18 protein-coding genes are annotated in these 20,750 nt (G+C 64.5%); 8 read left to right on the top strand and 10 right to left on the bottom strand.

What is annotated here, in order from left to right; all coding sequences use genetic code 11:
* Positions 1–7 precede the first annotated feature (7 nt).
* From AB7532_RS03020 to AB7532_RS02980, 9 genes are all read right to left on the bottom strand, one after another.
* Complete coding sequence (locus tag AB7532_RS03020) at positions 8–730, bottom strand: GntR family transcriptional regulator (RefSeq protein ID WP_441233352.1); 723 nt, start codon at positions 728–730, stop codon at positions 8–10.
* A 4-nt stretch (positions 731–734) separates the two neighbouring features.
* Positions 735–1,127, bottom strand: a complete 393-nt coding sequence (hpxZ, locus tag AB7532_RS03015) for an oxalurate catabolism protein HpxZ (protein ID WP_441233351.1) — start codon at positions 1,125–1,127, stop codon at positions 735–737.
* 1 nt (position 1,128) lies between these two features.
* Entirely contained in the window at positions 1,129–2,523 is a 1,395-nt protein-coding gene (locus AB7532_RS03010; protein ID WP_441233350.1) for an AtzE family amidohydrolase, read from the bottom strand.
* Positions 2,524–2,530: 7 nt separating this feature from the next.
* Entirely contained in the window at positions 2,531–2,710 is a 180-nt protein-coding gene (locus AB7532_RS03005; protein WP_018316853.1) for a DUF4089 domain-containing protein, read from the bottom strand.
* Between the two features lie 41 nt (positions 2,711–2,751).
* A complete protein-coding gene (locus AB7532_RS03000; protein WP_441233349.1) occupies positions 2,752–4,488 on the bottom strand; it encodes a dipeptide ABC transporter ATP-binding protein in 1,737 nt (578 codons plus the stop codon).
* A gap of 94 nt (positions 4,489–4,582) precedes the next feature.
* Entirely contained in the window at positions 4,583–5,482 is a 900-nt protein-coding gene (locus AB7532_RS02995) for an ABC transporter permease (RefSeq protein ID WP_441233348.1), read from the bottom strand.
* 4 nt (positions 5,483–5,486) lie between these two features.
* Positions 5,487–6,500 (bottom strand): ABC transporter permease, encoded by a 1,014-nt coding sequence (locus AB7532_RS02990; protein ID WP_441233347.1) that lies wholly within the window; start codon positions 6,498–6,500, stop codon positions 5,487–5,489.
* A 246-nt stretch (positions 6,501–6,746) separates the two neighbouring features.
* Positions 6,747–8,369, bottom strand: coding sequence for an ABC transporter substrate-binding protein (locus AB7532_RS02985; protein WP_441233346.1), 1,623 nt, complete (start codon positions 8,367–8,369; stop codon positions 6,747–6,749).
* A gap of 350 nt (positions 8,370–8,719) precedes the next feature.
* The gene (locus AB7532_RS02980) at positions 8,720–9,661 is read right to left on the bottom strand and encodes an aminoglycoside phosphotransferase family protein (protein WP_441233345.1); all 942 of its coding nucleotides are present in this window, start codon (positions 9,659–9,661) and stop codon (positions 8,720–8,722) included.
* 139 nt (positions 9,662–9,800) lie between these two features.
* Between AB7532_RS02980 and AB7532_RS02975 the strand changes: the two genes are divergently transcribed.
* The gene (locus AB7532_RS02975) at positions 9,801–10,625 is read left to right on the top strand and encodes an IS5 family transposase (protein WP_441233133.1); all 825 of its coding nucleotides are present in this window, start codon (positions 9,801–9,803) and stop codon (positions 10,623–10,625) included.
* A gap of 146 nt (positions 10,626–10,771) precedes the next feature.
* Here AB7532_RS02975 and ugpB read toward each other — a convergent pair whose 3' ends face one another.
* Complete coding sequence (ugpB, locus tag AB7532_RS02970) at positions 10,772–12,094, bottom strand: sn-glycerol-3-phosphate ABC transporter substrate-binding protein UgpB (RefSeq protein WP_441239179.1); 1,323 nt, start codon at positions 12,092–12,094, stop codon at positions 10,772–10,774.
* 321 nt (positions 12,095–12,415) lie between these two features.
* Here ugpB and AB7532_RS02965 point away from each other — a divergent pair, with 321 nt between their 5' ends.
* From AB7532_RS02965 to AB7532_RS02935, 7 genes are all read left to right on the top strand, one after another.
* Complete coding sequence (locus tag AB7532_RS02965) at positions 12,416–13,411, top strand: TRAP transporter substrate-binding protein (protein ID WP_441233344.1); 996 nt, start codon at positions 12,416–12,418, stop codon at positions 13,409–13,411.
* An 85-nt stretch (positions 13,412–13,496) separates the two neighbouring features.
* Entirely contained in the window at positions 13,497–15,497 is a 2,001-nt protein-coding gene (locus AB7532_RS02960; RefSeq protein WP_441239178.1) for an ATP-binding protein, read from the top strand.
* On the top strand, positions 15,467–17,212 hold the full coding sequence (locus AB7532_RS02955; RefSeq protein WP_441233343.1) for an ATP-binding response regulator: 1,746 nt from the start codon (positions 15,467–15,469) through the stop codon (positions 17,210–17,212). Before AB7532_RS02960 ends, AB7532_RS02955 begins: the two co-directional genes overlap by 31 nt.
* A gap of 1 nt (position 17,213) precedes the next feature.
* Positions 17,214–17,951 carry a response regulator gene (locus AB7532_RS02950; protein ID WP_441233342.1) on the top strand — a complete coding sequence of 246 codons (738 nt, stop codon included), beginning with the start codon at positions 17,214–17,216 and terminating at the stop codon, positions 17,949–17,951.
* Between the two features lie 432 nt (positions 17,952–18,383).
* Positions 18,384–18,995 carry a sigma-70 family RNA polymerase sigma factor gene (locus AB7532_RS02945; protein WP_441233341.1) on the top strand — a complete coding sequence of 204 codons (612 nt, stop codon included), beginning with the start codon at positions 18,384–18,386 and terminating at the stop codon, positions 18,993–18,995.
* A 427-nt stretch (positions 18,996–19,422) separates the two neighbouring features.
* The gene (locus tag AB7532_RS02940; protein WP_441233340.1) at positions 19,423–20,121 is read left to right on the top strand and encodes a cytochrome c biogenesis CcdA family protein; all 699 of its coding nucleotides are present in this window, start codon (positions 19,423–19,425) and stop codon (positions 20,119–20,121) included.
* A 31-nt stretch (positions 20,122–20,152) separates the two neighbouring features.
* Complete coding sequence (locus AB7532_RS02935; protein ID WP_441233339.1) at positions 20,153–20,716, top strand: redoxin domain-containing protein; 564 nt, start codon at positions 20,153–20,155, stop codon at positions 20,714–20,716.
* Positions 20,717–20,750: the final 34 nt, after the last annotated feature.

Below are 20,750 nucleotides of genomic sequence, written 5' to 3'. Positions count from 1 at the left end.
CCGTCGGCTACACCGACACCGCGTAGATCTCATACTCCCCGCGCACCAGCTCGATATGCGCGCGCATCGCGGCGGCGGCGCCCTGCTTGTCGCCGCGCATGATGGCGACGACGACGCGGTCGTGCTCGGCCTGCGACTTGGCAAGACGTCCGAGATTGCGGAACTGGGCGCGGCGGAACGGCTGCACGCGCACCCGCGTCGCCAGCGTGATCTCGGCGATGTAGCCGTTCTGCGAGCCCGCATAGATCGCGTTGTGGAAGCGTTCGTTGACCTCGTGGAAGCGATCGGGATTGCCGGCGTAGCTGAGCACGCGCAGCTCCTCGTGGATGGCCTCTAAGCCATGGCGCTCAGTAGCGGTCATGCGCTCGGCGGCAAGGCCCGCGCACATCGCCTCGAGCTCCGCCATCGCCTCGAACATGCTGGTCAGCCGCTCGAACGACGGCTGCGCCACCACCGCGCCGCGATGGGCGCGCGATTCGACGAGGCCGCTCGCCACCAGCTGGCGCAGCGCTTCGCGCACCGGCGTGCGCGAGACGCTGAAGCGGCGCGCGATGTCGGTCTCGTCCAGCGGCGCGCCGGGAGCCAGGGTTCCACGCACGATCTCGTCGGCGAGATGAAGCCGCAATTCCTCGGCCCGCGTGATCTTGTGCACGCTGGGCTGCGCACGGTCGACCCGCGGCACCACCGGCTCGGCCGGCAATGTCCCGGGCGGAAGATCGTCAAGCGTCATACGGTCAGGTCTCTTTCGACTCGTCGATGATGCTGACATGGGCAGCGACGACGCGCCAGCCCTCCGGGAAGCGAATCCAGGTCTGCATCTGCCGGCCGACCTTGCCGGGAGCGGTGTCGCGATAGAACAGGGTGGAGGCCACCGCCGTGTCGCGGCCGTAGCTGGAGATCACCGTCCTGGCCGTGCGACGGTTGAGCCCGACCGGCGAGCGGCCGGCGCGGAAGCCGGAAATAGCCTCGTAACCATAGAGGTTCTCGCCGATGCCGTAGCGCAGCGTGCGGGAATCGTTGCGGAAGAGTTCGCCGAGCACGGCGACATCGTTGGTAACAAGCGCCTGCTCATAGCGATCGAACGCGGCTTTGACTTCCGCGATCACCTCGGGGAGATCGATCTCCATCTCAGAATCCTCTCGGCGCGGGCGCGGCGGCGACGCCCATCTTTTCCAATGCGTAGGCGACGCGCAATGCGATGTCCTCGCGCCAGGGCGCGCAAATGATCTGCACGCCGATCGGCAGCGGCTCGAGCGGCACCGGCACGGCAACGACAGGCAGGCCGACGAACGAGATCGGCTGGGTGTGGATGCCGATATTGGCGCGCACCGGCAGCTCCACGCCGTCGAGATTGAAATTCACCTGGCCGAGTTTTGGTGCCGTGCAGGGCGTGGCCGGTGCGATCAGCACGTCGACCGACCTGAAGATTTCGGCGAGCTGCGCGCGATACCAGCGGCGGAACTTTTGCGCGCGGTCGACCAACGGCGCCGGCACCATCGCGCCTGCGATCAGACGATCGCGCACGGCGGGATCAAAGTCGTTCGGCCGCTTGCGCAGGCGATCGAGATGCAGCGAGGCGCCTTCAGTGGTGGAGATGACGTAAGCCGCCGCGCGAGCGCGCGCAGCTTCGGGCAGCTCGACCACGCGCGTCGCGTTCAGTGCCTTGGCGACGCGGCCGACAGCTTCGACGGCTTCGGGAAACACGTTCTTCTGGAAGTAGCCGCCGGCGATCGCGATGCGCAGGTCCGAAACCGGATTGGCGAGCAGCGGCAGCGTCGGCTCCAGCCCGCGCGTCGTGCAGGCGGCATCGTCGGCATCCGGGCCCTGCATCGCGTCATAGGCGAGCGCGAGATCGGTGACGGAGCGCGCGAACGGGCCGAGATGATCGAAGCTCGCCACGAACGGGAACGAGCGCGCCCGCGACAGCCGGCCGTAGGTCGGCTTCAGGCCAAAGATGCCGCAGAACGACGACGGCACGCGGATCGAACCATTGGTGTCAGAGCCGAGCGCGATCGGCACCAGCGCGCCGCCGACGGCGCTGCCGGAGCCACCGGAGGAACCGCCGGTCATCCGCGTGGTGTCATGCGGATTGCGCGAGGGGCCGTCATGAACGTTCTCACCGGTGAAGTCGTAGGCGTATTCGCCCATGTTGAGCGCGCCGACCAGCACGGCGCCGGCAGTTTCCAGCCGCTCGATCAGCGTGGCGTCGCGCCTGGCCGGCGCGAGGTCGCGGTTGATCTTCGAGCCAGCACGCGTGGCGAGGCCTGCGACGTCGAACAAATTCTTCACCGCGAACGGCACCCCGGCGAGCGGGCCCACCTCCTTGCCGGCCGCGATGGCGGCATCGATGGCGCGCGCTTTCGCGCGCGCGCGATCGGCGGTGACATCGGTGAAGGAATTGAGGACGCCGTCGTGCTGCTTGATGCGCGCGAGCGCGGCCTCGGTGGCATCGAGCGCGGACATCTTGCCGCTCGCGACTGCTTTCGCAATGTCGGCAGCACTCATCTCTGGCTTGGTGGTCATGGCGGCGTCAGGCGGTGAAAATCGGTGCGGGCTCGGTCTCGTCCGGCAGCGCGAATTCGTCGACCAGGCGGGCGAGCCGCAGCGAGACTTCGAGATTGGCGCGCACCGCGGGCCTCCAGGCCTCCTCGACCGGCAGCGCCAGCGCTTTCGATACGGCGTCGATATAGTCGTCCAGCGGCTCGGCCATCACGCTCCCAAACAATCTCTCAATGCACTCTCAGTGGACTCTTAGTTTACTTGCAACGGCGGATGCGGGATCGCCGTCAGCAGCTCCTTGGTGTAGTCGTCCTGCGGATCGCTCAAGACCCTCTCGGAAGAACCCTCTTCGACGATCCGACCCGTCCGCATGACAATGACACGATCGCACAACAAGCGCACTACATTCAAATCATGCGAGACGAACAGATAGCTCATACCTAGCCGCGCCTTCAGGTCCTGGAGCAGGTTCAGGACGACGGCTTGCACCGAAACATCAAGCGCGGCCGTCGGCTCGTCGAGGATGACGAGCTTCGGATGCAGCGCGATGGCCCGGGCGATGCCGACGCGGGCCTTCTGGCCGCCGGAGAGCTGGTGCGGGAAGCGATCCAGCAGATTATGCGGCAAGCCGACCATGGTGGCCAGTTCCTCGCAGCGGGCGCGCAGCGCGTCGCGCCCCCTGATGTCGCCGAGCTGCATGATCGGGTCGGCGATGGCGCGCACGGCGGTGAAGCGCGGGTTGAGGCTGTCGGTCGGATCCTGGAACACCATCTGGATGCGGCTGCGTTGCGGCAGGCGCGCGAAGCCGGCGGGCGCGATGGCGCCGATGTCCTCGCCGTCGAACTGGATCAGGCCGGAGGTCTGGTCGAGCAGCCGCATCACCATCATCGACGTCGTCGATTTGCCACAGCCGGATTCGCCGACGAGGCCGACGCTCTCGCCATGGCCGATCGAGAAGCTGATGCCGTCGACGGCGCGGAACACATCCGGCTCCAGCGGCGGCTTGCGGCCGAACAGCTTTCCGAGCGTGGCAGTCGCGCCCTGGCGGGGATATTCCTTGACGAGCTTTTCGATGAGCAGGAGGGGCGTCTTCTCCGCGCCTGCTGCGATCGTCGGAACGAATTCGACATGCGCCGGGCTCGCGGCGGCGAGTGCGGCGCCCTCTTCCTCCGGCAGCAGATCCCGCAACGACACACCAAGCCGCGGTGTCGCGCGCATCAGCTTCTTGGTGTAGGGGTGCTGCGGGTTGGCAAAGATGTCGGCGGCCTTCGCGGTCTCGACGACGCGGCCCTTCTCCATCACGACCACCCGGTCGCAATAGGCGGCGGCCAAACCCAGATCATGCGTGATCAGGATGGTCGACATTGCCTTGCGTTTGGTCAGCTCGACGATCAGGTCCATCACCGCCTTCTGCGTGGTGACGTCGAGGCCGGTGGTCGGCTCGTCCGCGATCAGCAGTTGCGGATTGCAGGCGAGCGCAAGCGCGATGACGACGCGCTGGCACATGCCGCCCGAGAGCTCGAACGGATAGGCATGGTAGCGCTCGCGCGGGCGGGCGATCTTGACCTGCTCCAGCGCCTCGATCGCCTTTTCGCCGCGGTCCGAAACCATCGCCTGCTGCACGTGAGTGCGCAGCACGTCCTCGATCTGATCGCCGACCTTGCGGATCGGGTTCAGCGCCGCGCGCGGGTTCTGGAAGATCATCGAGACCTCGCGGCCGCGCAGATCACGCATCTGGTCTTCGGTCGCGGCCTTGACGTCAATGCCGGAGAACATCACCGAGCCCTCGGCAATCCGCCCGGCGCGATCGAGGATGCGCATCACCGCGTAGGACGTCACCGATTTGCCCGAGCCGGACTCGCCGACGATGGCGAGCGTCTCGCCCTTGGCGACGGAGATGTTGACGTGCTGCACGGCCTTCACGACGCCGCGGCGGGTCGAGAATTCGACCGTGAGGTCCTGGACGTCGAGCAGGGGCGGGGCGGTCATGGATGGCTCCCGTCACTCAAAAGTGCGAAAACAACCCCATGCACAGTAGGGATGCAGCTGGATTCATTGATGAATTTTTTCAGCGGCTTTGCCATCACGTCCTCCGCTGGGGGTCGACGATGTCGCGGAGGCCGTCGCCGAGGAGGTTGAAGCAGAACACCGCGATCATCAGCGCGAGGCCGGGGAACAGCGCGATCCACCATTCGCCTGACACCATGAAGCCCGCGCCCTCCGCGACCATGATACCCCATTCGGCGGTCGGCGGCCGGACGCCGAGGCCGATGAAGGAGAGGCCGGCGGCGTTGAGGATGGCGTAGCCCATGGTCAGCGACATCTGCACGATCATGATCGGCATGATGTTCGGCAGGATATGCACCAGCAGGATGCGGAATTCGCCGTTACCGGAGAGACGTGCGGCCTGCACGAAGCCGGCATTGCGGCGGACGTTGGCTTCAGCGCGGGCGACGCGGGCATAAAGCGGGAAGTTCACGATGGCCGTCGCCAGGATGATGTTCTGCACGGTATTGCCGAGCGCGGCGACGATACCCATCGCCAGCACGAACAGCGGAAAAGCCATGATAGTGTCGGCGATACGGCCGACGATGCGATCGGTCCAGCCGCCGAAATAGCCGGCGGCGATGCCGGCGAGGCCGCCCATCAGGAACACGAGGACGACGGAGGCGACCGCGATGAAGGTGTCGAGCCGCGTCGCCACGACGACGCGGCTGAAGATGTCGCGCCCCAACTGGTCGGTGCCGAACCAGTGCGCCGCCGAGGGCGGCTTCAGCGCCGCGGCAGTGTCGGAGGCCAGCGGATCATACGGCACAACGTAGGGGCCGAAGATCGCGGCAAGGAGGATCACGATCAACAACGCGAAGGCAAAGCCCGTGACCTTGTTCTCGCCGAGAACGTAGCGGGACTGGTCGAGGATCGCGACCAGTCCCGAAGTTCGCGCGGGACCGACCGGTTCAACAGCAGGCGCAACGGAGCTCATTGTTTTAGCCCTCCAACCTGACACGTGGATCGATCACGCCGTACAAGATGTCGATCACGAGATTGAGCAGCACGTACATCACCGCCATGGTGAGGACAAAACCTTGCACCGGCGCGAAGTCCGACGAGATCAGCGCTTCCACCGCATAGGAGCCGATGCCGGGCCAGGCGAACACTTTTTCGACCAGCACGTTGGCTCCGAGCAGGAACGAGAACACCATGCTGAGCGTGGTGATCACGGGCAGCATCGCATTGCGGAAGGCGTAGGTGACGATGACGGTGGACGGCGACAGGCCGCTGGCGCGCGCGGTGCGGACGAATTCGGACGCGAGCACCGCCAGCATCGAGGCGCGCGTCATGCGCGCGATCGGTGCCAGCGAGAAGATCGCGAGCGTCGTCGCCGGCAGGATGAGCTGGCTGCATGCCGACCGGAACGCCTCGAGGTCGCGCGCGATCAGCGTGTCGATCAGATAGAAGCCTGTCACCGTCGGCGGCGCGCTGGCGAACACGTCGAGACGACCCAGTGGCGCGGGTGACCAGCCAAGCCGGAAGTAGAAGAAATACACGAGCACCAAGCCGGTGAAAAATACCGGCAGCGAGACGCCGGCTGTCGTCGTAATGCGACATAAATGATCGACCCATGATCCCGGTCGGGTCGCTGCCAGCACACCGAGCGGGATCGCGATCACGACCGAGACGATGAGGCCGAGCAGCGTCAGCTCGGCGGAGGCCGGCAGGCGATTGCGGATTTCGGCCGCGACCGGCTGGCCCGTCGTCAGCGAGTTGCCGAAATCGCCATGGGCGAGATCGTTGGTGTAGCGGAAGAACTGCTCGATCAGGGGCTTGTCGAGGCCCAGCTTTTTTCGGATCTGCTCGACGGCTTCCTTGGTCGCGGCGGGGCCGGCGAAATACGCGGCAGGGTCACCCGGCAGCGCGCGTGTCAGCAGGAATGTGACGATAACGACCCCGATCAGCGAGGGAATCGCAAACATCAGGCGCTTGCCGATCATGGTCAGCATGAGGTGCTCCCCGTGATAAGAAAAAGTGACGCAACAGGCACAACTGCGCCCCCTCTCCCGCTTGCGGGGGAGGGTTGGGGTGGGGGTGCTTCCGCATTGGGATTCTCCGTGTGGAGAGAGCCCCCACCCGCCGCGCTCTTCGAGCGCGTCGGCCTCCCCCGCAAGCGGGAGAGGCGAACCGAGCCAGCCGACAAGCCTCTGAACGCCATATACGATTGCCTCGCGCTACCCGCTATTAGCCGGACCTCACCCCTTCACCAGCGCGCGATAGTCCAGGCGGCGGTGGAACCAATATTGGTAGCCGCTGATATTCTTCTGCATCGCGACGTTGACGAAGGGCTGGTACAGCGGGATGCGCGGGATGTCGGTGTAGGCGAGATCGACGAAGCCTTTCACGTCTTTGTCGTAGGTCGCCATGTCGCCGGTCGCAGCCGCCGTGCGTGCGCCGTCGATCAGCCTGTCCATCTCCGCCGACTTGTAGCTCATCGTGTTGAAGACGGAATTGTTGCCGTGATAGCACCAGTAGAAGAAGTACTCGGGGTAATCGAGCCAACCCGAGAACACGTTGGTGAAGAGCGGCATTTCCTTCTTGTTCAACTCTGTGCGCCAGTTGGCTCCGGGCACCTTGTTGATCGTGGTCTTGATACCGATCTGCGCCAGGCTCTCCTGCACCAGCACGCACAGCGGCTCGTTGACGCCGGCGAAATTGAGATCGAACGAGATCGTGGTCTCGAAGCCGTTGGCGTAGCCGGCCTCGGCGAGAAGCGCCTTCGCCTTGTCCATGTCGGTGTTGTATTTGTGCGGCTGCGGCCAGGCCACTTCGGTCGGCTTGTCCTTGGCCGCACCGAACATCGGGTTCGCGAGGCCGAACATCACCGCGTCCATGATCTTCTGATAGGGAATCGCGTAGGCCACCGCCTGACGCACCTTCGGATTGTCGAACGGCGGCTTGGTGACGTTCATGCCGATATACTGGATGCCGTTGGAGAACGGCAGCGACACGACGTTGAGCTTGCCGTTCGCCTTCATCTCCTGGAAGTCCTTGTTCGGCAGCTCGTAGGAGATGTCGGCGTCACCGCGCTCCAGCAGTGCGCGGCGGTTGCCGGCCTGCGGCACCATGCGCCAGATCACCCGCTTGATCTTCGGCAAGGGGCCGCCGACCCAATCCTCGTTGCGCTCCATGACGACTTCGGTGCCGGCGGTCCACTTCGTCACCTTGTAGGCGCCGGAGCCCGCGGTCTGCTGCTTGGTGAATTCGAGACCCCAGGGGTCCTTCTCGCTGGCGTTCTTCTTCACCAGTTCGGAGTTGACGATGCAGGGCACGATGACGGCGAGATCGGGAACCGTCAGCCTGTCCTTCTTCAGGAAGTCGACGCGCACCGTATAGTCGTCGATCACGACGAACTGCTCGGGTTTTGTGAGAGAACCCGCGCTCATCTGGAAGGTCGGGAAGCCGCCGACGCTCACCGCGCGATCCAGCGACCACTTCACGTCCTTGGCGGTGACGGGCGTGCCGTCGTGGAATTTCGCGTTCTTCTTCAGCTTGAAGGTGACCGACATGTCGTCGATCTTGAAGTCCTCGGCGAGCTCGCCCTTGAACTTGTCGCGGTCGTAATAGGGTACGCCGCCGGGACCGCTCTTCATCTCGTGGCTGATCAGGCGGTCGTAGCAATTCCAGGACACCTCATAGCCGGGCACGTTGGTGCCGATGCCGTGGATGTCGAGATTGTTGGGGCCGCCTTCGGAGACGATCAGCAGCGTCTCCGAGCGGGCGTCGGCATAGGCGGACGAGATCACGGCCGGCATCGCCGGAAGCGCCGCGCCTGCGGCCAATCCGGACACGGACTTGAGGAAATCGCGGCGCTTCATCGGGAATGCTCCAACTCAAAAAGTTTCTGGTTGGAACAGGGATTCGCAAGGTTCGTGCCAAGGCTTAACGGAAGCTTACATCTCGCCTAACGCGTTGATTTATTATCGGATTAGACGATTTGGCTCGCTGGCCAGCTTTTGAGCAGCCTCAATCCTTGCATACAAAGATGGGATTATGCCCACAAATTAGGCTGACCTGTTTGCCGGCTCGATTTCTCACCACGCGCGGCCGCCTGAAGGCTTTTGCATCAACCTCGTCATCGCGAGCGGAGCGAGGCAATCCAGAGTCTTTCCGCTGAGGCAGTCTGGATTGCTTCGCTCCGCTCGCAATGACGGCTGATGGAGCGCGCTCACGCCGCCCAGATCAGCTCCTGCAATTCGACGAGATCATTCGCCTTGTCCTGCCAGCCATCGATGCAGACATGGCTGTTGAGGTCGCTGGCCCGGTGCAGCAGCATCAGGGCCATCAGCCGCCGCTTGAGCGCGAAGTCGGGCTTCGCATAGCCAAAACCTTCGAGCAGGCTGCGCACCCTGCCCGGCCGGCCCGCGGCCATGAAGGCGCTCGGGCCGAGCAGATCGTAATCGCGCCATCCCGCCAGCACGTCGCCGAAGTCGAACAGGCCGGCGAGCGACCATTGATCGCCGTGGCAGGCGAGCAGGAAATTTTCCGGAATGTATTCGCCGATCAGGATGACCTGTGGCGCATCCATCGGAATGAGCTTTTCCGCATCGCGCAGGAGATCGTCGAGGCCGGCGAGGAATTTCGGCGCAAGACCGAGGCGCGTGTGCCGCGCGCGGCAGCCCTGCATCTGCTTGCGCATGAAGTCGTCCCAGCGCGGCTCGATCTCCGCGAGCGGTCCGAGCGGCGCGCGCTGCACGGCCGCGATGGTCTCGCCGATCTGGCGAAGCAAGCGCTCCTTCTGGTCTTCCGGCAATGACGGCCACACCTCGGAGCCGAGTGTGCCGGCAAGGCGCGTCATGACGAGATAGGGCCAGCCATCGCGCTCACCTTCCGCGACGATCTCCGGGATCGGCAGATGCAGGCGGCCCTTGAGCTGCGTCAGCGAACCGCGCTCGGAGACGAATTGGGCACGCAAGTGCGGCGGGAAGATCTTCAGGATCAGTTTTTCGCCGAGACCGAGGACGAGATTGGTGCCGGTCGCAAACACGTGCGGAGAGTCGGTGTCGAGGCCATGGCTGCGCGCAATGTCGCGCGCGATCGGCAGCCATTGGGACGGGTCGGAGCGAAACGCGCGAAAGCTTTCGGCGTCGGCGAAGTGAGGCAGTGGCATCGAAGGCAATTTCCCTGCGGCCGATCCTTCGAGACGCCCGCCTTTGGCGGGCTCCTCAGAGCCTGACCGGAAAAGAAAATTGAGTGATTTCAGCCCGTTGTGATTCTCTCGTGTTTGCGAAGACTCGAGGGAGCACAACATGTGTTGGACCGAAATCACCCGCGAACAATATCGGCGCGATGGACTTCGTTACGCAAGTGACATGACGGATGCGGAGTGGAGTTTGCTTGAGCCGTTGATGCCTGTCTGCTGTCGGCTCGGCCGTCCGCGAAAGATCAGTCTCCGCGTGATCATGAATGCAATTCTCTACATTGGCGCTAGCGGCTGCCAGTGGCGAGCACTGCCCAAGGACTTCCCGGCGTGCTCGACGGTTCAGTATTATTTTTACAAGTGGCGCGGGTCTGGCTTGTGGCGCACGATCAATGACACGCTGGTCCAACGCGTTCGGCAACGGCAAGGACGCGAACCTACGCCAACGGCTGGGATTATCGACAGCCAGAGTGTGAAGACCACGGAAAGTGGCGGTCCAAGCGGGTTTGACATGGCCAAGCGCGTCAAAGGACGCAAGCGTCATATCGTCACCGATACCGAGGGCTCCTTGCTAGCTGTGCAGGTGCATCCCGCCAATCTTCAAGACAATCACGGCGCAGTTCCGCTGCTGCGAATCATCGGCCGCCTGTTCCCCGGCCTGCGCCACATCTTCGCCGATCGCGTCTATCGTGGTCCAAAGCTGCTCGATGCCATCGCTGACCTGGGCAAATGGACCATTGAAATCGTCACCCGCTCGCAAAGCGTTGGAACGTTCAAAGCCGAACCCCGACGATGGGTCGTTGAGCGTACGTTCGCCTGGTTCGGTCGCAATCGACGGCTTGCCAAGGACTTCGAGGCAACCATCGCCAGCGCGGAGGCATGGGTCCTCATCGCAAGCATCCGTCTGCTCTCTCGTCGACTGGCCAGAGCTTGATATCTCAATGACTTATTTTGAGTCAGGCTCTCAGGATGAGGGCGGAGTTCGCGGCAGCAATCTCGGCGGCCACCAATGGTGCTTAGCCTCATCCTGAGGAGACCGCAAAGCGGTCGTCTCGAAGGACGAGGCGCGCGCTCAAGCCGCTACCGATCCGGGCTGGCGCGCTCGAACTGGCGCAGCAGCTTGTTGCCGCGTTCGACGGCGGCATCGAGGGCGGCTTGCGCGCTCTTCTGGCCGGTGAAGGCCTGCTCCAGCTCGTCCTCGATGGTGCCGCGGATCAGGTTGAAGGAGCCGAGCCTTATGCCCTTCGAGTTCTCCGTCGGCGGATGCAGCGTGATCTCCTCGAACGAGATCGCCGAGCCCGGGTTGCGCTCGTAGAAGCCCTGCGCACGCGTCAGCTCGAAGGCGGCGCGGGTGATCGGCAAATAGCCCGTGTTCTGGTGCCAGGCCGCCTGCACGCCCGGTTGCGACAGGTAGGCGAAGAAGCGCGCCACGCCCTTGTATTCCTCGCGCGGGCGGTCGCGCAGCACCCACAGCGTGGCGCCGCCGATGATCGAGTTCTGCGGCGCGTCCTTCACGTCGGGCCAGTACGGCATCATGCCGTAGCCGATCTCGAACTTCGAATTGGCCTTGATGTCGGCGCGCGTCGCCGAGGAGCCGATGAAGATGCCGCATTCGCCGTGCTGGAAGCGCGGCTCGGCCGACTGTCCGCGGCCGCCATAGTCGAACAGTTTTGTCTTCTGCCACTCGCTGAGCTGGGCGATGTGCTTGACCACGACGGGATTGTTGATGGTCAATTCGGCGTCGAGCCCGGCAAAGCCGTTGGTCCGCGTCGCCAGCGGCAGATTGTGGAAGGCGGAGAAATTCTCGACATGGATCCAGGACGGCCACGACGTGGTGAAGCCGCACACCGCGCCACGATCGCGCAACCGCTTTGCAGCGGCGCCAAGCTCGGGCCACGTCTTCGGCGGCGTCTCCGGATCGAGACCGGCGTCGCGGAACATGGTCTTGTTGTAGTAGAGGATCGGCGTCGACGAGTTGAACGGGAACGACAGCAGATTGCCGGCCGCATCGGTGTAATAGCCGGAGACCGCGGGCAGATAATCCGCCAGCGAGAACGGCTCGTTCATGTCCCGCATCATGCTGTACACGGGATAGATCGCACCCTTGGCCGCGGTCATCGTGGCGGTCGCGACCTCATTGACCTGAACGATCGCGGGCTGGCTGCGCGAGCGGAAGGCGAAGATCGCCGCCGTCACCGTCTCGGTGTAATTGCCCTTGTAGGTCGGCACGACGCGATAATCCGGCTGCGAGGCGTTGAAGTCGGTGGCGAGCTTTTCGAGCTGCCGGCCGAGCTGACCGGACATCGCGTGCCACCAGGCGATGTCGGTGGCGGCGTTGACTTGCGAGGTGAGCGTGAGGGCTGTTGAAGCGGCAACAATCTGCAAAAGGCGCCAAGCTGACATCACGATCGATGATCCTGTCTCGCGAACAAAAGGCGCCCGAGGCGAACGATATCAAGCCTCGGCCCGCCCCTGCTTAAAGCGCGGCTTTTGCGGATTCAATCAGGAATAAGAGGCGGCCGCGTCGCACAATCGGACGACGCCCCGCAGGATAGCCTTCCCTTAACCTTCTCCCGGCGTCCCGTTCCAACCGGAACGGGACGCCGGATTCTTGATCTCGACGCGTTTTCTTCACGCGAACCGGTATCCACTTCGTTCGAAAACGCTCTAGATTGCGTTGAACCTTTTGGCTCCGCCATAGACTCCACCACTGAGGGGTTGAGTGTGCCAGTGCAGAACCGTGCCGAACTCTCGCGGACCGGGGTGATCTTCGTCGCGCTTCTGATCGCGATCTGCGCGACGGGCGCCGCTGCGCGCGAATTCCGCGCCGCCGACACCCAGGCCGAGGATTACCCGACCGTCCAGGCGCTGCGCTACATGGGCGCCCTGATCGCCGAGCGCACCGGCGGCCGCCACGAGGTCAAGGTGTTCCACTCCCGCCAGCTCGGCGAGGAGAAGGAGACCATCGAGCAGACCCGGGCCGGTGCGATCGACCTCAACCGGACCAATGTGGCGCTGATCGGCAATTTCGTTCCGGCGATGAACGTGCTGGCGATGCCGTTCCTGTTCCGGTCCATCGAGCACATGCAGAAGGTGCTGGACGGGCCCGTCGGCAACGAGATCCTCGGCAGTTTCGAGCCCTACGGCTTCGTCGGGCTTGCCTTCTACGATTCCGGCGCGCGCTCGATCTACAACGGCGTCCGTCCCGTGAAGAGCATTGCCGATCTCAAGGGCCTGCGGATCCGGGTGCAGCAATCGGAGTTGATGAAAGAGATGATCCGCTCGCTCGGCGCCGAACCGGTCGAGCTGCCCTACGGGCAGGTGCTCACGGGGCTCGCAACCCATCTGATCGACGGCGCCGAAAACAACTGGCCATCCTTCGTGACGACAGACCATTACAAACATGCCGGCTACCTTGCGCTCACCGAGCACACGATGAGCCCCGAGGTGCTGGTGATCTCGCTGAAGGCCTGGAAAAGCCTGTCGCCGGACGACCAGACGGTCTTCCGGGAGGCCGCGCAGCGCTCGAGCCGTTTCATGCGCGAGAAATGGCGCGACCTCGAGGAGCAGTCGCAGCGCAAGGCCGAAGCCGCCGGCATCACCGTCGTCAGGGATATCGACCGCAAGCCGTTCGAGGACGCGATGGCTGACGTCTACGCCAGGGTCGCGCGCGATCCCGCCGCCGCCGCGCTGATCGAACGCATTCGCAAGGTGGAGTGAGGCCTCCGTGATCGCAACCGGACACAGCGAGCACGCAGACAGGCCGTCCGGCCCGCTCGGGCGGCTGCGCGCGCGTCTGGTCGGCATGCTGCGGGCAGTGCCGATCCGCTGGCGCATCCTGTCGATCGCGGCGCTGAATTCGGCCGTGGTCGTGGTGCTGGTGGGGCTGATCTGGAATGGCTCGCAGGTGCTGGGGTCGGCCTGGGACGATGTGCGCCAGGTGCGCGAATCCGACCGCATCCTGGCGCTGCTCGAAAGCGAGACCGGGCGGCTGCACAATCTGATCCACCGCTACATCAACCAGCCGAGCCCGGACCTGTTCGCCGAGATCCTGCTGCTGCGCGAAGCCGTGCTGGGCACGCTGACCGACCGCGCCGCCAAGGACCCGATGCTGTCAGGCTCGGTCGAGGAGCTGGAGCGCACCACCGACCGCTTCCTCAACGGCTTCGGCGAGCTGCGCGGCGTGCAGGCGACGATTGCCAAGACCTATGAGGAGCAGGTGCAGGGCCCGGCCCGGGACATGGCCGGCCTGTATTCCATCATCGAAGGCGCCACCGGGCATCGCGACGCGCTGATCTGGCCCTCGCTCGGAAAATCCCGCGAAGCCTTCACCGCGATGCTGGTCGCGGCCAATTCCTACTATCTGTCGCTGTCATCGGGTGCCGCCGATGACGCGCGCCGCAACACCGAGACGATCGAGAAGACCATCCCCGTGATGATCGACCTCGCCGACAACGATCTCCAGCGCATGGCGCTGCAACGGCTGGGTGCCCGCACCATGGCGCTGCGAGAGGGCTTTGCCAAACTCTCGGAGCAGCTGACGAACCGGACCGAGCTTTTGCGCAACACCATCGACGCCAGCCAGGCCGAGGCGATCGGCGCCATCGACGATCTCTCCATCAAGATGCGCCAGCGCGAGCAGAAGGCGCAGGAAACCTTCGACCGCACGCTGGCGGCCATTTCCCGCCGCGTTCTCACCATCGCGATGATCTTCCTCGGCATCATCCTCGCCGCCGGGGTGCTGATCGCGCTGTCGATCCGCCTGCCGCTGCAACAGATCATGACCGCGATGCGCGCCATCACGCTCGGCGATCTCGACCGCCAGGTGCAGGGCACGCGCGCGCGCGACGAGGTTGGCGCCATGGCGCGCGCAGTGGAGGTGTTCCGCGAGAACGCGATCGCGAAGCGCGAGACCGAGGACGAGCTGCGCGCGTCCAAGGAGAAGGCCGAGAGCGCGCTGCTCGAGCTCAACACCGCGCAGCAGAACCTGATCGACGCCGAACGGCTCGCCGCCCTCGGCGGCCTCGTCGCCGGCGTCGCGCACGAGGTCAACAACCCGATCGGCATCAGCCTGACCGTTGCCTCCAGCTTTGCCCGGCGCACCGAGATCTTCGAGGCCCAGCTCAAGGGCGACGGCGGCCTGCGCCGCTCGCAGCTGGAGGAGTTCGTGCAGTCCTCGCGCGACGCCTCGCAGCAGCTCGTCGCCAACCTCACCCGCGCCGGCGAGCTGATCCAGTCGTTCAAGCAGGTCGCGGTCGACCGCTCCCATGCCGAGCGGCGGCAGTTCTCACTCAGCGAAGCCACCGACCAGATCATCGCGAGCCTGCGGCCGGTGCTGAAGCGCTCGCCGACCACGCTCCAGGTCGACGTGCCCGAGGGGCTGCTGCTGGACGGCTATCCCGGCTCCTACGGCCAGATCCTGACCAACCTGTTCCTCAACGCCGCCAACCACGCCTTCGCGGACGGGCGCGCCGGCACCATCACCATCTCGGCGCGGCCACGCGGGGCCGACGACATCGAGATCATCTTCGCCGACGACGGGGCCGGCATGACCCCGGACGTGCAGCGCCAGGCCTTTGACCCATTCTTTACCACCCGGCGCAATGAAGGTGGTACGGGACTCGGGCTTCATATCGTCTATAACCTCGTCACCCAACAGCTCGGCGGACGCATGATGCTGGAATCCAAGCTGGGACAAGGCACTACTTTTCGCATTATCATGCCCCGGGTCGCCAAGGGCGGCGCGCAAAGCACAGAGACTGACGGGACTCCTCAATGGCCGAACAGGACGATGTCCTCCACCTGATCGACGATACCGGTACCGCGCCGGAGGACCAGAACACCCGAAAGTGGAAAATCGCCGTCATCGACGACGATGCGGCCGTGCATGACGGCACGCGTTTTGCGCTCTCGGACTATTCCCTGAACGGCCAGGGCCTGGAGATCCTCTCGGCGCATTCCGCGGCCGAAGGTCGCAAGCTGATGGCCGAGCACCGCGACATCGCCGCCGTGCTGCTCGACGTCATCATGGAGACCGACGTCGCCGGCCTCGAACTGGTCGAATACATCCGCAACGAGCTCCAGAACGAGACTGTGCGCATCATCCTGCGCACCGGCCAGCCCGGCCAGGCGCCGGAGCGGCGCGTGATCGTCCAGTACGACATCAACGACTACAAGGCCAAGACCGAGCTCACCGCCGACAAGCTGTTCACCTCGCTGACCGCGGCGCTGCGCTCCTATCAGCAGCTCGAGCGCATGGTGCAGACGCGGCGCGGGCTCGAGATCATCATCGACGCAGCCTCGACGCTGTACGACTTCAAGTCGATGCAACGGCTCGCCGAGGGCGTGCTGACCCAGCTCGCCTCGCTGCTCAATGTCGATTGCGCCGGCATACTGGTTTTGCGCGACAATGGCGGCATCGACCCCGAACTCTCGGTGCTGGCCGGCAGCGGCTGCTACAGCCGCTTCATCGGCACCACCTCGTCGAAGGCGCTCGACCCTGATCTCCGCGCAATGGTGGAAGCCGCGTTCCAGGGCCGCAAGAACGAATTCGCCGACCATCGCAGCGTGATCTATCTGCGCACCGGATCTGGCCGCGAGGTCGTGGTGCTGCTGCAGGCCGAGCGCGAGCTGTCCGAGACCGACCGTTCGCTGGTCGAGATCTTCTCCTCCAGGCTCTCGATCGCGTTCGACAACGTCATCCTCTACCAGCAGCTCCAGGCCGCCAACACCCAGCTGGAAGACCGCGTTGCGCAACGCACCCGCGCGCTGATGCAGGCCAACCGCCGCCTGTCGGCGCAATGGCTGCGATTGCAGCGCGCCAACGGCTTCAAGAACGAGATTCTCGGTACCGTCGCGCATGATCTGAAGAACCCACTCGGCGTCATCCTCGGCCGCACCGAGATGCTGAAGGAGCTGATCTCGACCGGGGCGTCATCATCAGGCGTGGTCGCCCAGGTCGATCACATCCGCGACGCCACCAAGCGCCTGACCACGATGGTCGATCACCTGATCTCGGACGCGATGGCCGACGCCTTCGACATCACCATCCGCCGCGAGCCGGTCGATGTCGCGGCGCTGGTCAAGGAGGTCGCCGAGGCCAACCAGCCGCTCGCCGTCAACAAGCAGCAGGCGATCCATGTCTCCGCACCGGCGAACATCGTCACCATGTGCGACACCGACCGCATCCGCGAGGCCATCGACAACCTCATCAGCAATGCCATCAAATACTCGCCGATCGGCGGCAAGATCGACGTCGCCGTCAGCCATGAGAGCAACGACACCATCGTCCGCATCAGCGACGAGGGCGCCGGCCTGTCGCCGGAGGATCTCGGCCGCCTGTTCGGCCGGTTCCAGCGGCTCTCCGCGAAACCGACGGCGGGCGAGAGCTCGACGGGGCTTGGGTTGTCCATCGTCAAGCGTATTATCGACATGCATGGCGGCGAGGTGACGGCCGAGAGCGAGGGCCCCGGCAAGGGCTCGACCTTCACCATCACCCTGCCCGCGACCGAGATGCCGTGACATGACCCAAAGCCAGCACATCATGATCGTCGATGACGAGGCCCCGGCCCGGGAGATGGTCGGCGATTACCTCAAGATGCACGGCTTCACCGTGACGCTGTGCGACGGCGGCAAGTCGCTGCGCACCGCGATCGACGGCAGCATGCCCGATCTCGTCGTGCTCGACCTCAACATGCCCGAGGAAGACGGCCTCTCGATCATTCGCGACCTCAAGAGCCGCATCAACGTGCCGGTGATCATGCTCACGGCAACGGCGAGCCCGATCGACCGCGTCGTCGGCCTCGAGCTCGGCGCCGACGATTACGTCGCAAAGCCCTGCGAGCTGCGCGAGCTGATGGCTCGCATCCGCTCGGTGCTGCGCCGGAGCACGCCGGTGAAGGCGGCGGCTGCCGAAGCTGCGCCCGCGAAATCCGACAAGGACCAGTTGGTACGGTTTGGGACAAAGTGGCTCGACCTCGAAGCCCAGGCCCTGCGCGACGACGAGGGCAACGAGCATCCGCTGACCGCGTCCGAGTTCGGGCTGCTGAAGGTGTTCGCGGCCAATCCGAAGCGCGTGCTGTCGCGCGAGCGGCTGCTTGAGCTCGCCAACGCGCGCGACGCCGAAGCCTTCGACCGCGCCGTCGATCTCCGCATCATGCGCATCCGCCGCAAGATCGAGCCCGACCCGACCAAGCCCGCCGTGATCCGCACCATCCGCGGCGGCGGCTATCTGTTCTCGCCCGCGGGCGAGAAGGCGTAGGGGCTAGCCACGGACCAGGTGCCGTAGGGTGGGCAAAGCGGAGCGTGCCCACGTTCTCTCAATACTTGCGGAAGGATCGTGGGCACGGCGCGTCGCGCCTTTGCCCACCCTACGAGACCGCCGTCTCGGCTACGGGCAGCCCCGACCTGCGCTGATGCTTGTCCGGGACGACAATGGGGCGGATGAGGCGCGACGGAACGCAAACGTTCAAAATTCGTTCCGTGCCCTTCCAGCCCCACCCCGTATTTTCCGTACATTGAAATTCCACGACTTTTTGCCCCGAATGTTTCGTCGCGGCCTGCCGGACGAAACAATTTGGCGGCGCACGAAACCATTTTCCCCTTTTCGTGCAGACGTCCCGAAACGTTGGCTCATTAACACTTTGGTCCAAGGAAACGCCGCTCGGTTGCGGCGCACCGGGGAGCCAAGTCAATGCCGAACGTCATCGCCATCAACGCCCAAGCCAGCCAGAGCATCATTGCCGCTCAGGCGACCTCGGACGACATGCTTCTCGAGAGCATTGCCGACGGCAACCGGACGTCGATGCACATCCTCTATTGCCGTCATAATGTGCGCGTCTATCGCTTCATCCTGCGCATCGTGCGCGACGCCACCACCGCGGAAGATCTGGTCAGCCAGGTGTTCCTCGACGTCTGGCGCACCGCCGGCCAGTTCCAGGGCCGCTCGCAGGTCTCGACCTGGCTGCTCTCAATCGCCCGTTTCAAGGCGCTGACCGCGATGCGCCAGCGCCGTTTCGAGGACATCGATCAGGAAGACGTGCGCGAGATTCCCGATGGTTCCGACACGCCCGAGACCTCGCTCGACCGCAGCGACACCAGCGCGATCCTGCGTGCCTGCGTGCAGAAATTGTCACCCGCGCATCGCGAGATCATCAACCTCATCTACTACCATGAGAAGTCGGTAGAGGAGGTCGGTCAGATCATCGGCATTCCGCAGAGCACGGTGAAGACCCGCATGTTCTACGCCCGCAAGCAATTGGCTGAATTGCTTAAGGGCGCCGGCGTCGAGCGCTTCGCTGCGTAAACCTAAGAATTTCAAAGGGATAGGGCCTTATTTTGGGCCCTGTCTCGGGACACGGAAGTGTTACCGCCGACGACACAATTGAAACAAAGCACAACATCAGGCGGAAAAACTTCTCCCCTATAAAACTCACATACGGTTTTCGTTAAACCTCCCAAGACCTCCAGCGACCCGGACGATGCCCCCGTCCGGGTCGTTTTGTATTTGGGGGTGATGCGGGCGCTGGGAGCCTCGACGCCTCTCCAACGTCATGGCCGGGCTTGACCCGGCCATCCACGTCTTTGTCCTTGGCACGAAGAACGTGGATGGCCGGGACAAGCCCGGGCATGACGACCTCGGGCAAGTCGACCTCGTCACGAAGGCGTGACGCCGCGTAACGGCCGCCTCCCCCATTCCGAACTGCCCTCGTGACCTCCTTCACGAGTGCCCCATGCTCGAACTTCTCTTCGCCCTCCTCGCCGGTGTCCTCACCATCGCCGCCCCCTGCACGCTGCCGATGTTGCCGATCCTGCTTGGTGCCTCGATCGGGCGCGCGGGGCATCTGCGCCCGGCGATGATCGCGCTCGGCTTCGTCGTCTCGTTTTCCGCGACCGCCCTGTTGCTGGGCGCGATCACACGGCTGTTCGATTTCGATCCGAACGTGCTGCGCGAGGCCGCCTCGGTGCTGCTGCTCGGCTTCGGCCTGCTGATGCTGTGGCCGACGCCGTTCGAATGGCTGTCGATCCGGCTCAATGGCTGGCTCGACCTCGGCAATGCCGGCACCACGCAGCGCGAGGGCGCGCTCGGCGGCCTCGTGCTCGGCACCACGCTCGGGCTTGTCTGGACGCCCTGCGCCGGTCCCGTGCTGGGTTCGATCCTGACGCTGGTCGCGACCTCAAAGAATGCCTCCTGGGCGGGTGTGCTGTTGATTGCCTACGCCATCGGCGCGGCGATCCCGATGCTCGCAATCGCCTATGGCGGACAGGCCGCGACCACGCGCGTGCGCAGCCTGGCGCGGATCTCGCCGCGGCTGCAGCAGGGGTTTGGTGTCGTCGTGATCGCCTTCGCGGTCGCCGCCTACTTCCAATACGACACGCTGATCGTGGCGTGGCTCACCGGCTTCTATCCCACCGGCCAGATCGGCCTGTGATCACCCAGCATCTCAACCGGAGGATTTTTCCATGACGCTCAAGCTGCTCGCCGTTTCCGCCGCATTGATCGGCATCGCCGTCACCGGCGCCGTCATCCCCGGCATCTGCGACGAGGCCGCCCGCGCGACACCTGTCGTCACCGCCGCCGCGAGCCAGCAGACCGCGCCGGATTTCGCCGGCATCACCAACTGGTTCAACTCGAAGCCGCTGAACATGGCCGATTTGCGCGGCAAGGTCGTGCTGGTCGATTTCTGGACCTATGGCTGCGTCAACTGCGTCAACACGCTGCCGCACGTCACCGACCTCTACGCCAAATACCGGGATAAGGGCCTCGTCGTGGTCGGCGTGCACACGCCGGAATTCCCGTTCGAGCGCTCGGCTTCGAACGTGCAGGCCGCACTGAAACGCCACGGCATCACCTATCCGGTGGCGCAGGACAACGACTCGAAGACCTGGACCGCCTACAGCAACCGGTACTGGCCGGCGCAATACATCATCGACCAGACCGGCAAGATCGTGTTCCAGCACGAGGGTGAAGGCGGTTACGACCAGATCGACCGCACGGTGGCCAAGCTGCTGAATGCCAGCAGCTGACGTCTGACGAGCCTCGCGCGGCTGGCCTCACCTA

This window comes from Bradyrhizobium sp. 930_D9_N1_4 (assembly GCF_052076015.1).
In the GTDB taxonomy this organism is placed as follows: Bacteria; Pseudomonadota; Alphaproteobacteria; order Rhizobiales; family Xanthobacteraceae; genus Bradyrhizobium.
Note: the sequence above shows the minus strand (reverse complement) of the source record. Positions and strands in the feature narration are given on the sequence as shown.

Excerpts from the sequence above, each read along its gene's own strand:
- AB7532_RS03020 (WP_441233352.1), bottom strand. The coding sequence starts at position 730 with ATGACGCTTGACGATCTTCCGCCCGGGACATTGCCGGCCGAGCCGGTG.
- hpxZ (WP_441233351.1), bottom strand. The coding sequence starts at position 1,127 with ATGGAGATCGATCTCCCCGAGGTGATCGCGGAAGTCAAAGCCGCGTTC.
- AB7532_RS03010 (WP_441233350.1), bottom strand. The coding sequence starts at position 2,523 with ATGACCACCAAGCCAGAGATGAGTGCTGCCGACATTGCGAAAGCAGTC.
- AB7532_RS03005 (WP_018316853.1), bottom strand. The coding sequence starts at position 2,710 with ATGGCCGAGCCGCTGGACGACTATATCGACGCCGTATCGAAAGCGCTG.
- AB7532_RS03000 (WP_441233349.1), bottom strand. The coding sequence starts at position 4,488 with ATGACCGCCCCGCCCCTGCTCGACGTCCAGGACCTCACGGTCGAATTC.
- AB7532_RS02995 (WP_441233348.1), bottom strand. The coding sequence starts at position 5,482 with ATGAGCTCCGTTGCGCCTGCTGTTGAACCGGTCGGTCCCGCGCGAACT.
- AB7532_RS02990 (WP_441233347.1), bottom strand. The coding sequence starts at position 6,500 with ATGCTGACCATGATCGGCAAGCGCCTGATGTTTGCGATTCCCTCGCTG.
- AB7532_RS02985 (WP_441233346.1), bottom strand. The coding sequence starts at position 8,369 with ATGAAGCGCCGCGATTTCCTCAAGTCCGTGTCCGGATTGGCCGCAGGC.
- AB7532_RS02980 (WP_441233345.1), bottom strand. The coding sequence starts at position 9,661 with ATGCCACTGCCTCACTTCGCCGACGCCGAAAGCTTTCGCGCGTTTCGC.
- AB7532_RS02975 (WP_441233133.1), top strand. The coding sequence starts at position 9,801 with ATGTGTTGGACCGAAATCACCCGCGAACAATATCGGCGCGATGGACTT.
- ugpB (WP_441239179.1), bottom strand. The coding sequence starts at position 12,094 with ATGTCAGCTTGGCGCCTTTTGCAGATTGTTGCCGCTTCAACAGCCCTC.
- AB7532_RS02960 (WP_441239178.1), top strand. The coding sequence starts at position 13,497 with ATGCTGCGGGCAGTGCCGATCCGCTGGCGCATCCTGTCGATCGCGGCG.
- AB7532_RS02955 (WP_441233343.1), top strand. The coding sequence starts at position 15,467 with ATGGCCGAACAGGACGATGTCCTCCACCTGATCGACGATACCGGTACC.
- AB7532_RS02950 (WP_441233342.1), top strand. The coding sequence starts at position 17,214 with ATGACCCAAAGCCAGCACATCATGATCGTCGATGACGAGGCCCCGGCC.
- AB7532_RS02945 (WP_441233341.1), top strand. The coding sequence starts at position 18,384 with ATGCCGAACGTCATCGCCATCAACGCCCAAGCCAGCCAGAGCATCATT.
- AB7532_RS02940 (WP_441233340.1), top strand. The coding sequence starts at position 19,423 with ATGCTCGAACTTCTCTTCGCCCTCCTCGCCGGTGTCCTCACCATCGCC.
- AB7532_RS02935 (WP_441233339.1), top strand. The coding sequence starts at position 20,153 with ATGACGCTCAAGCTGCTCGCCGTTTCCGCCGCATTGATCGGCATCGCC.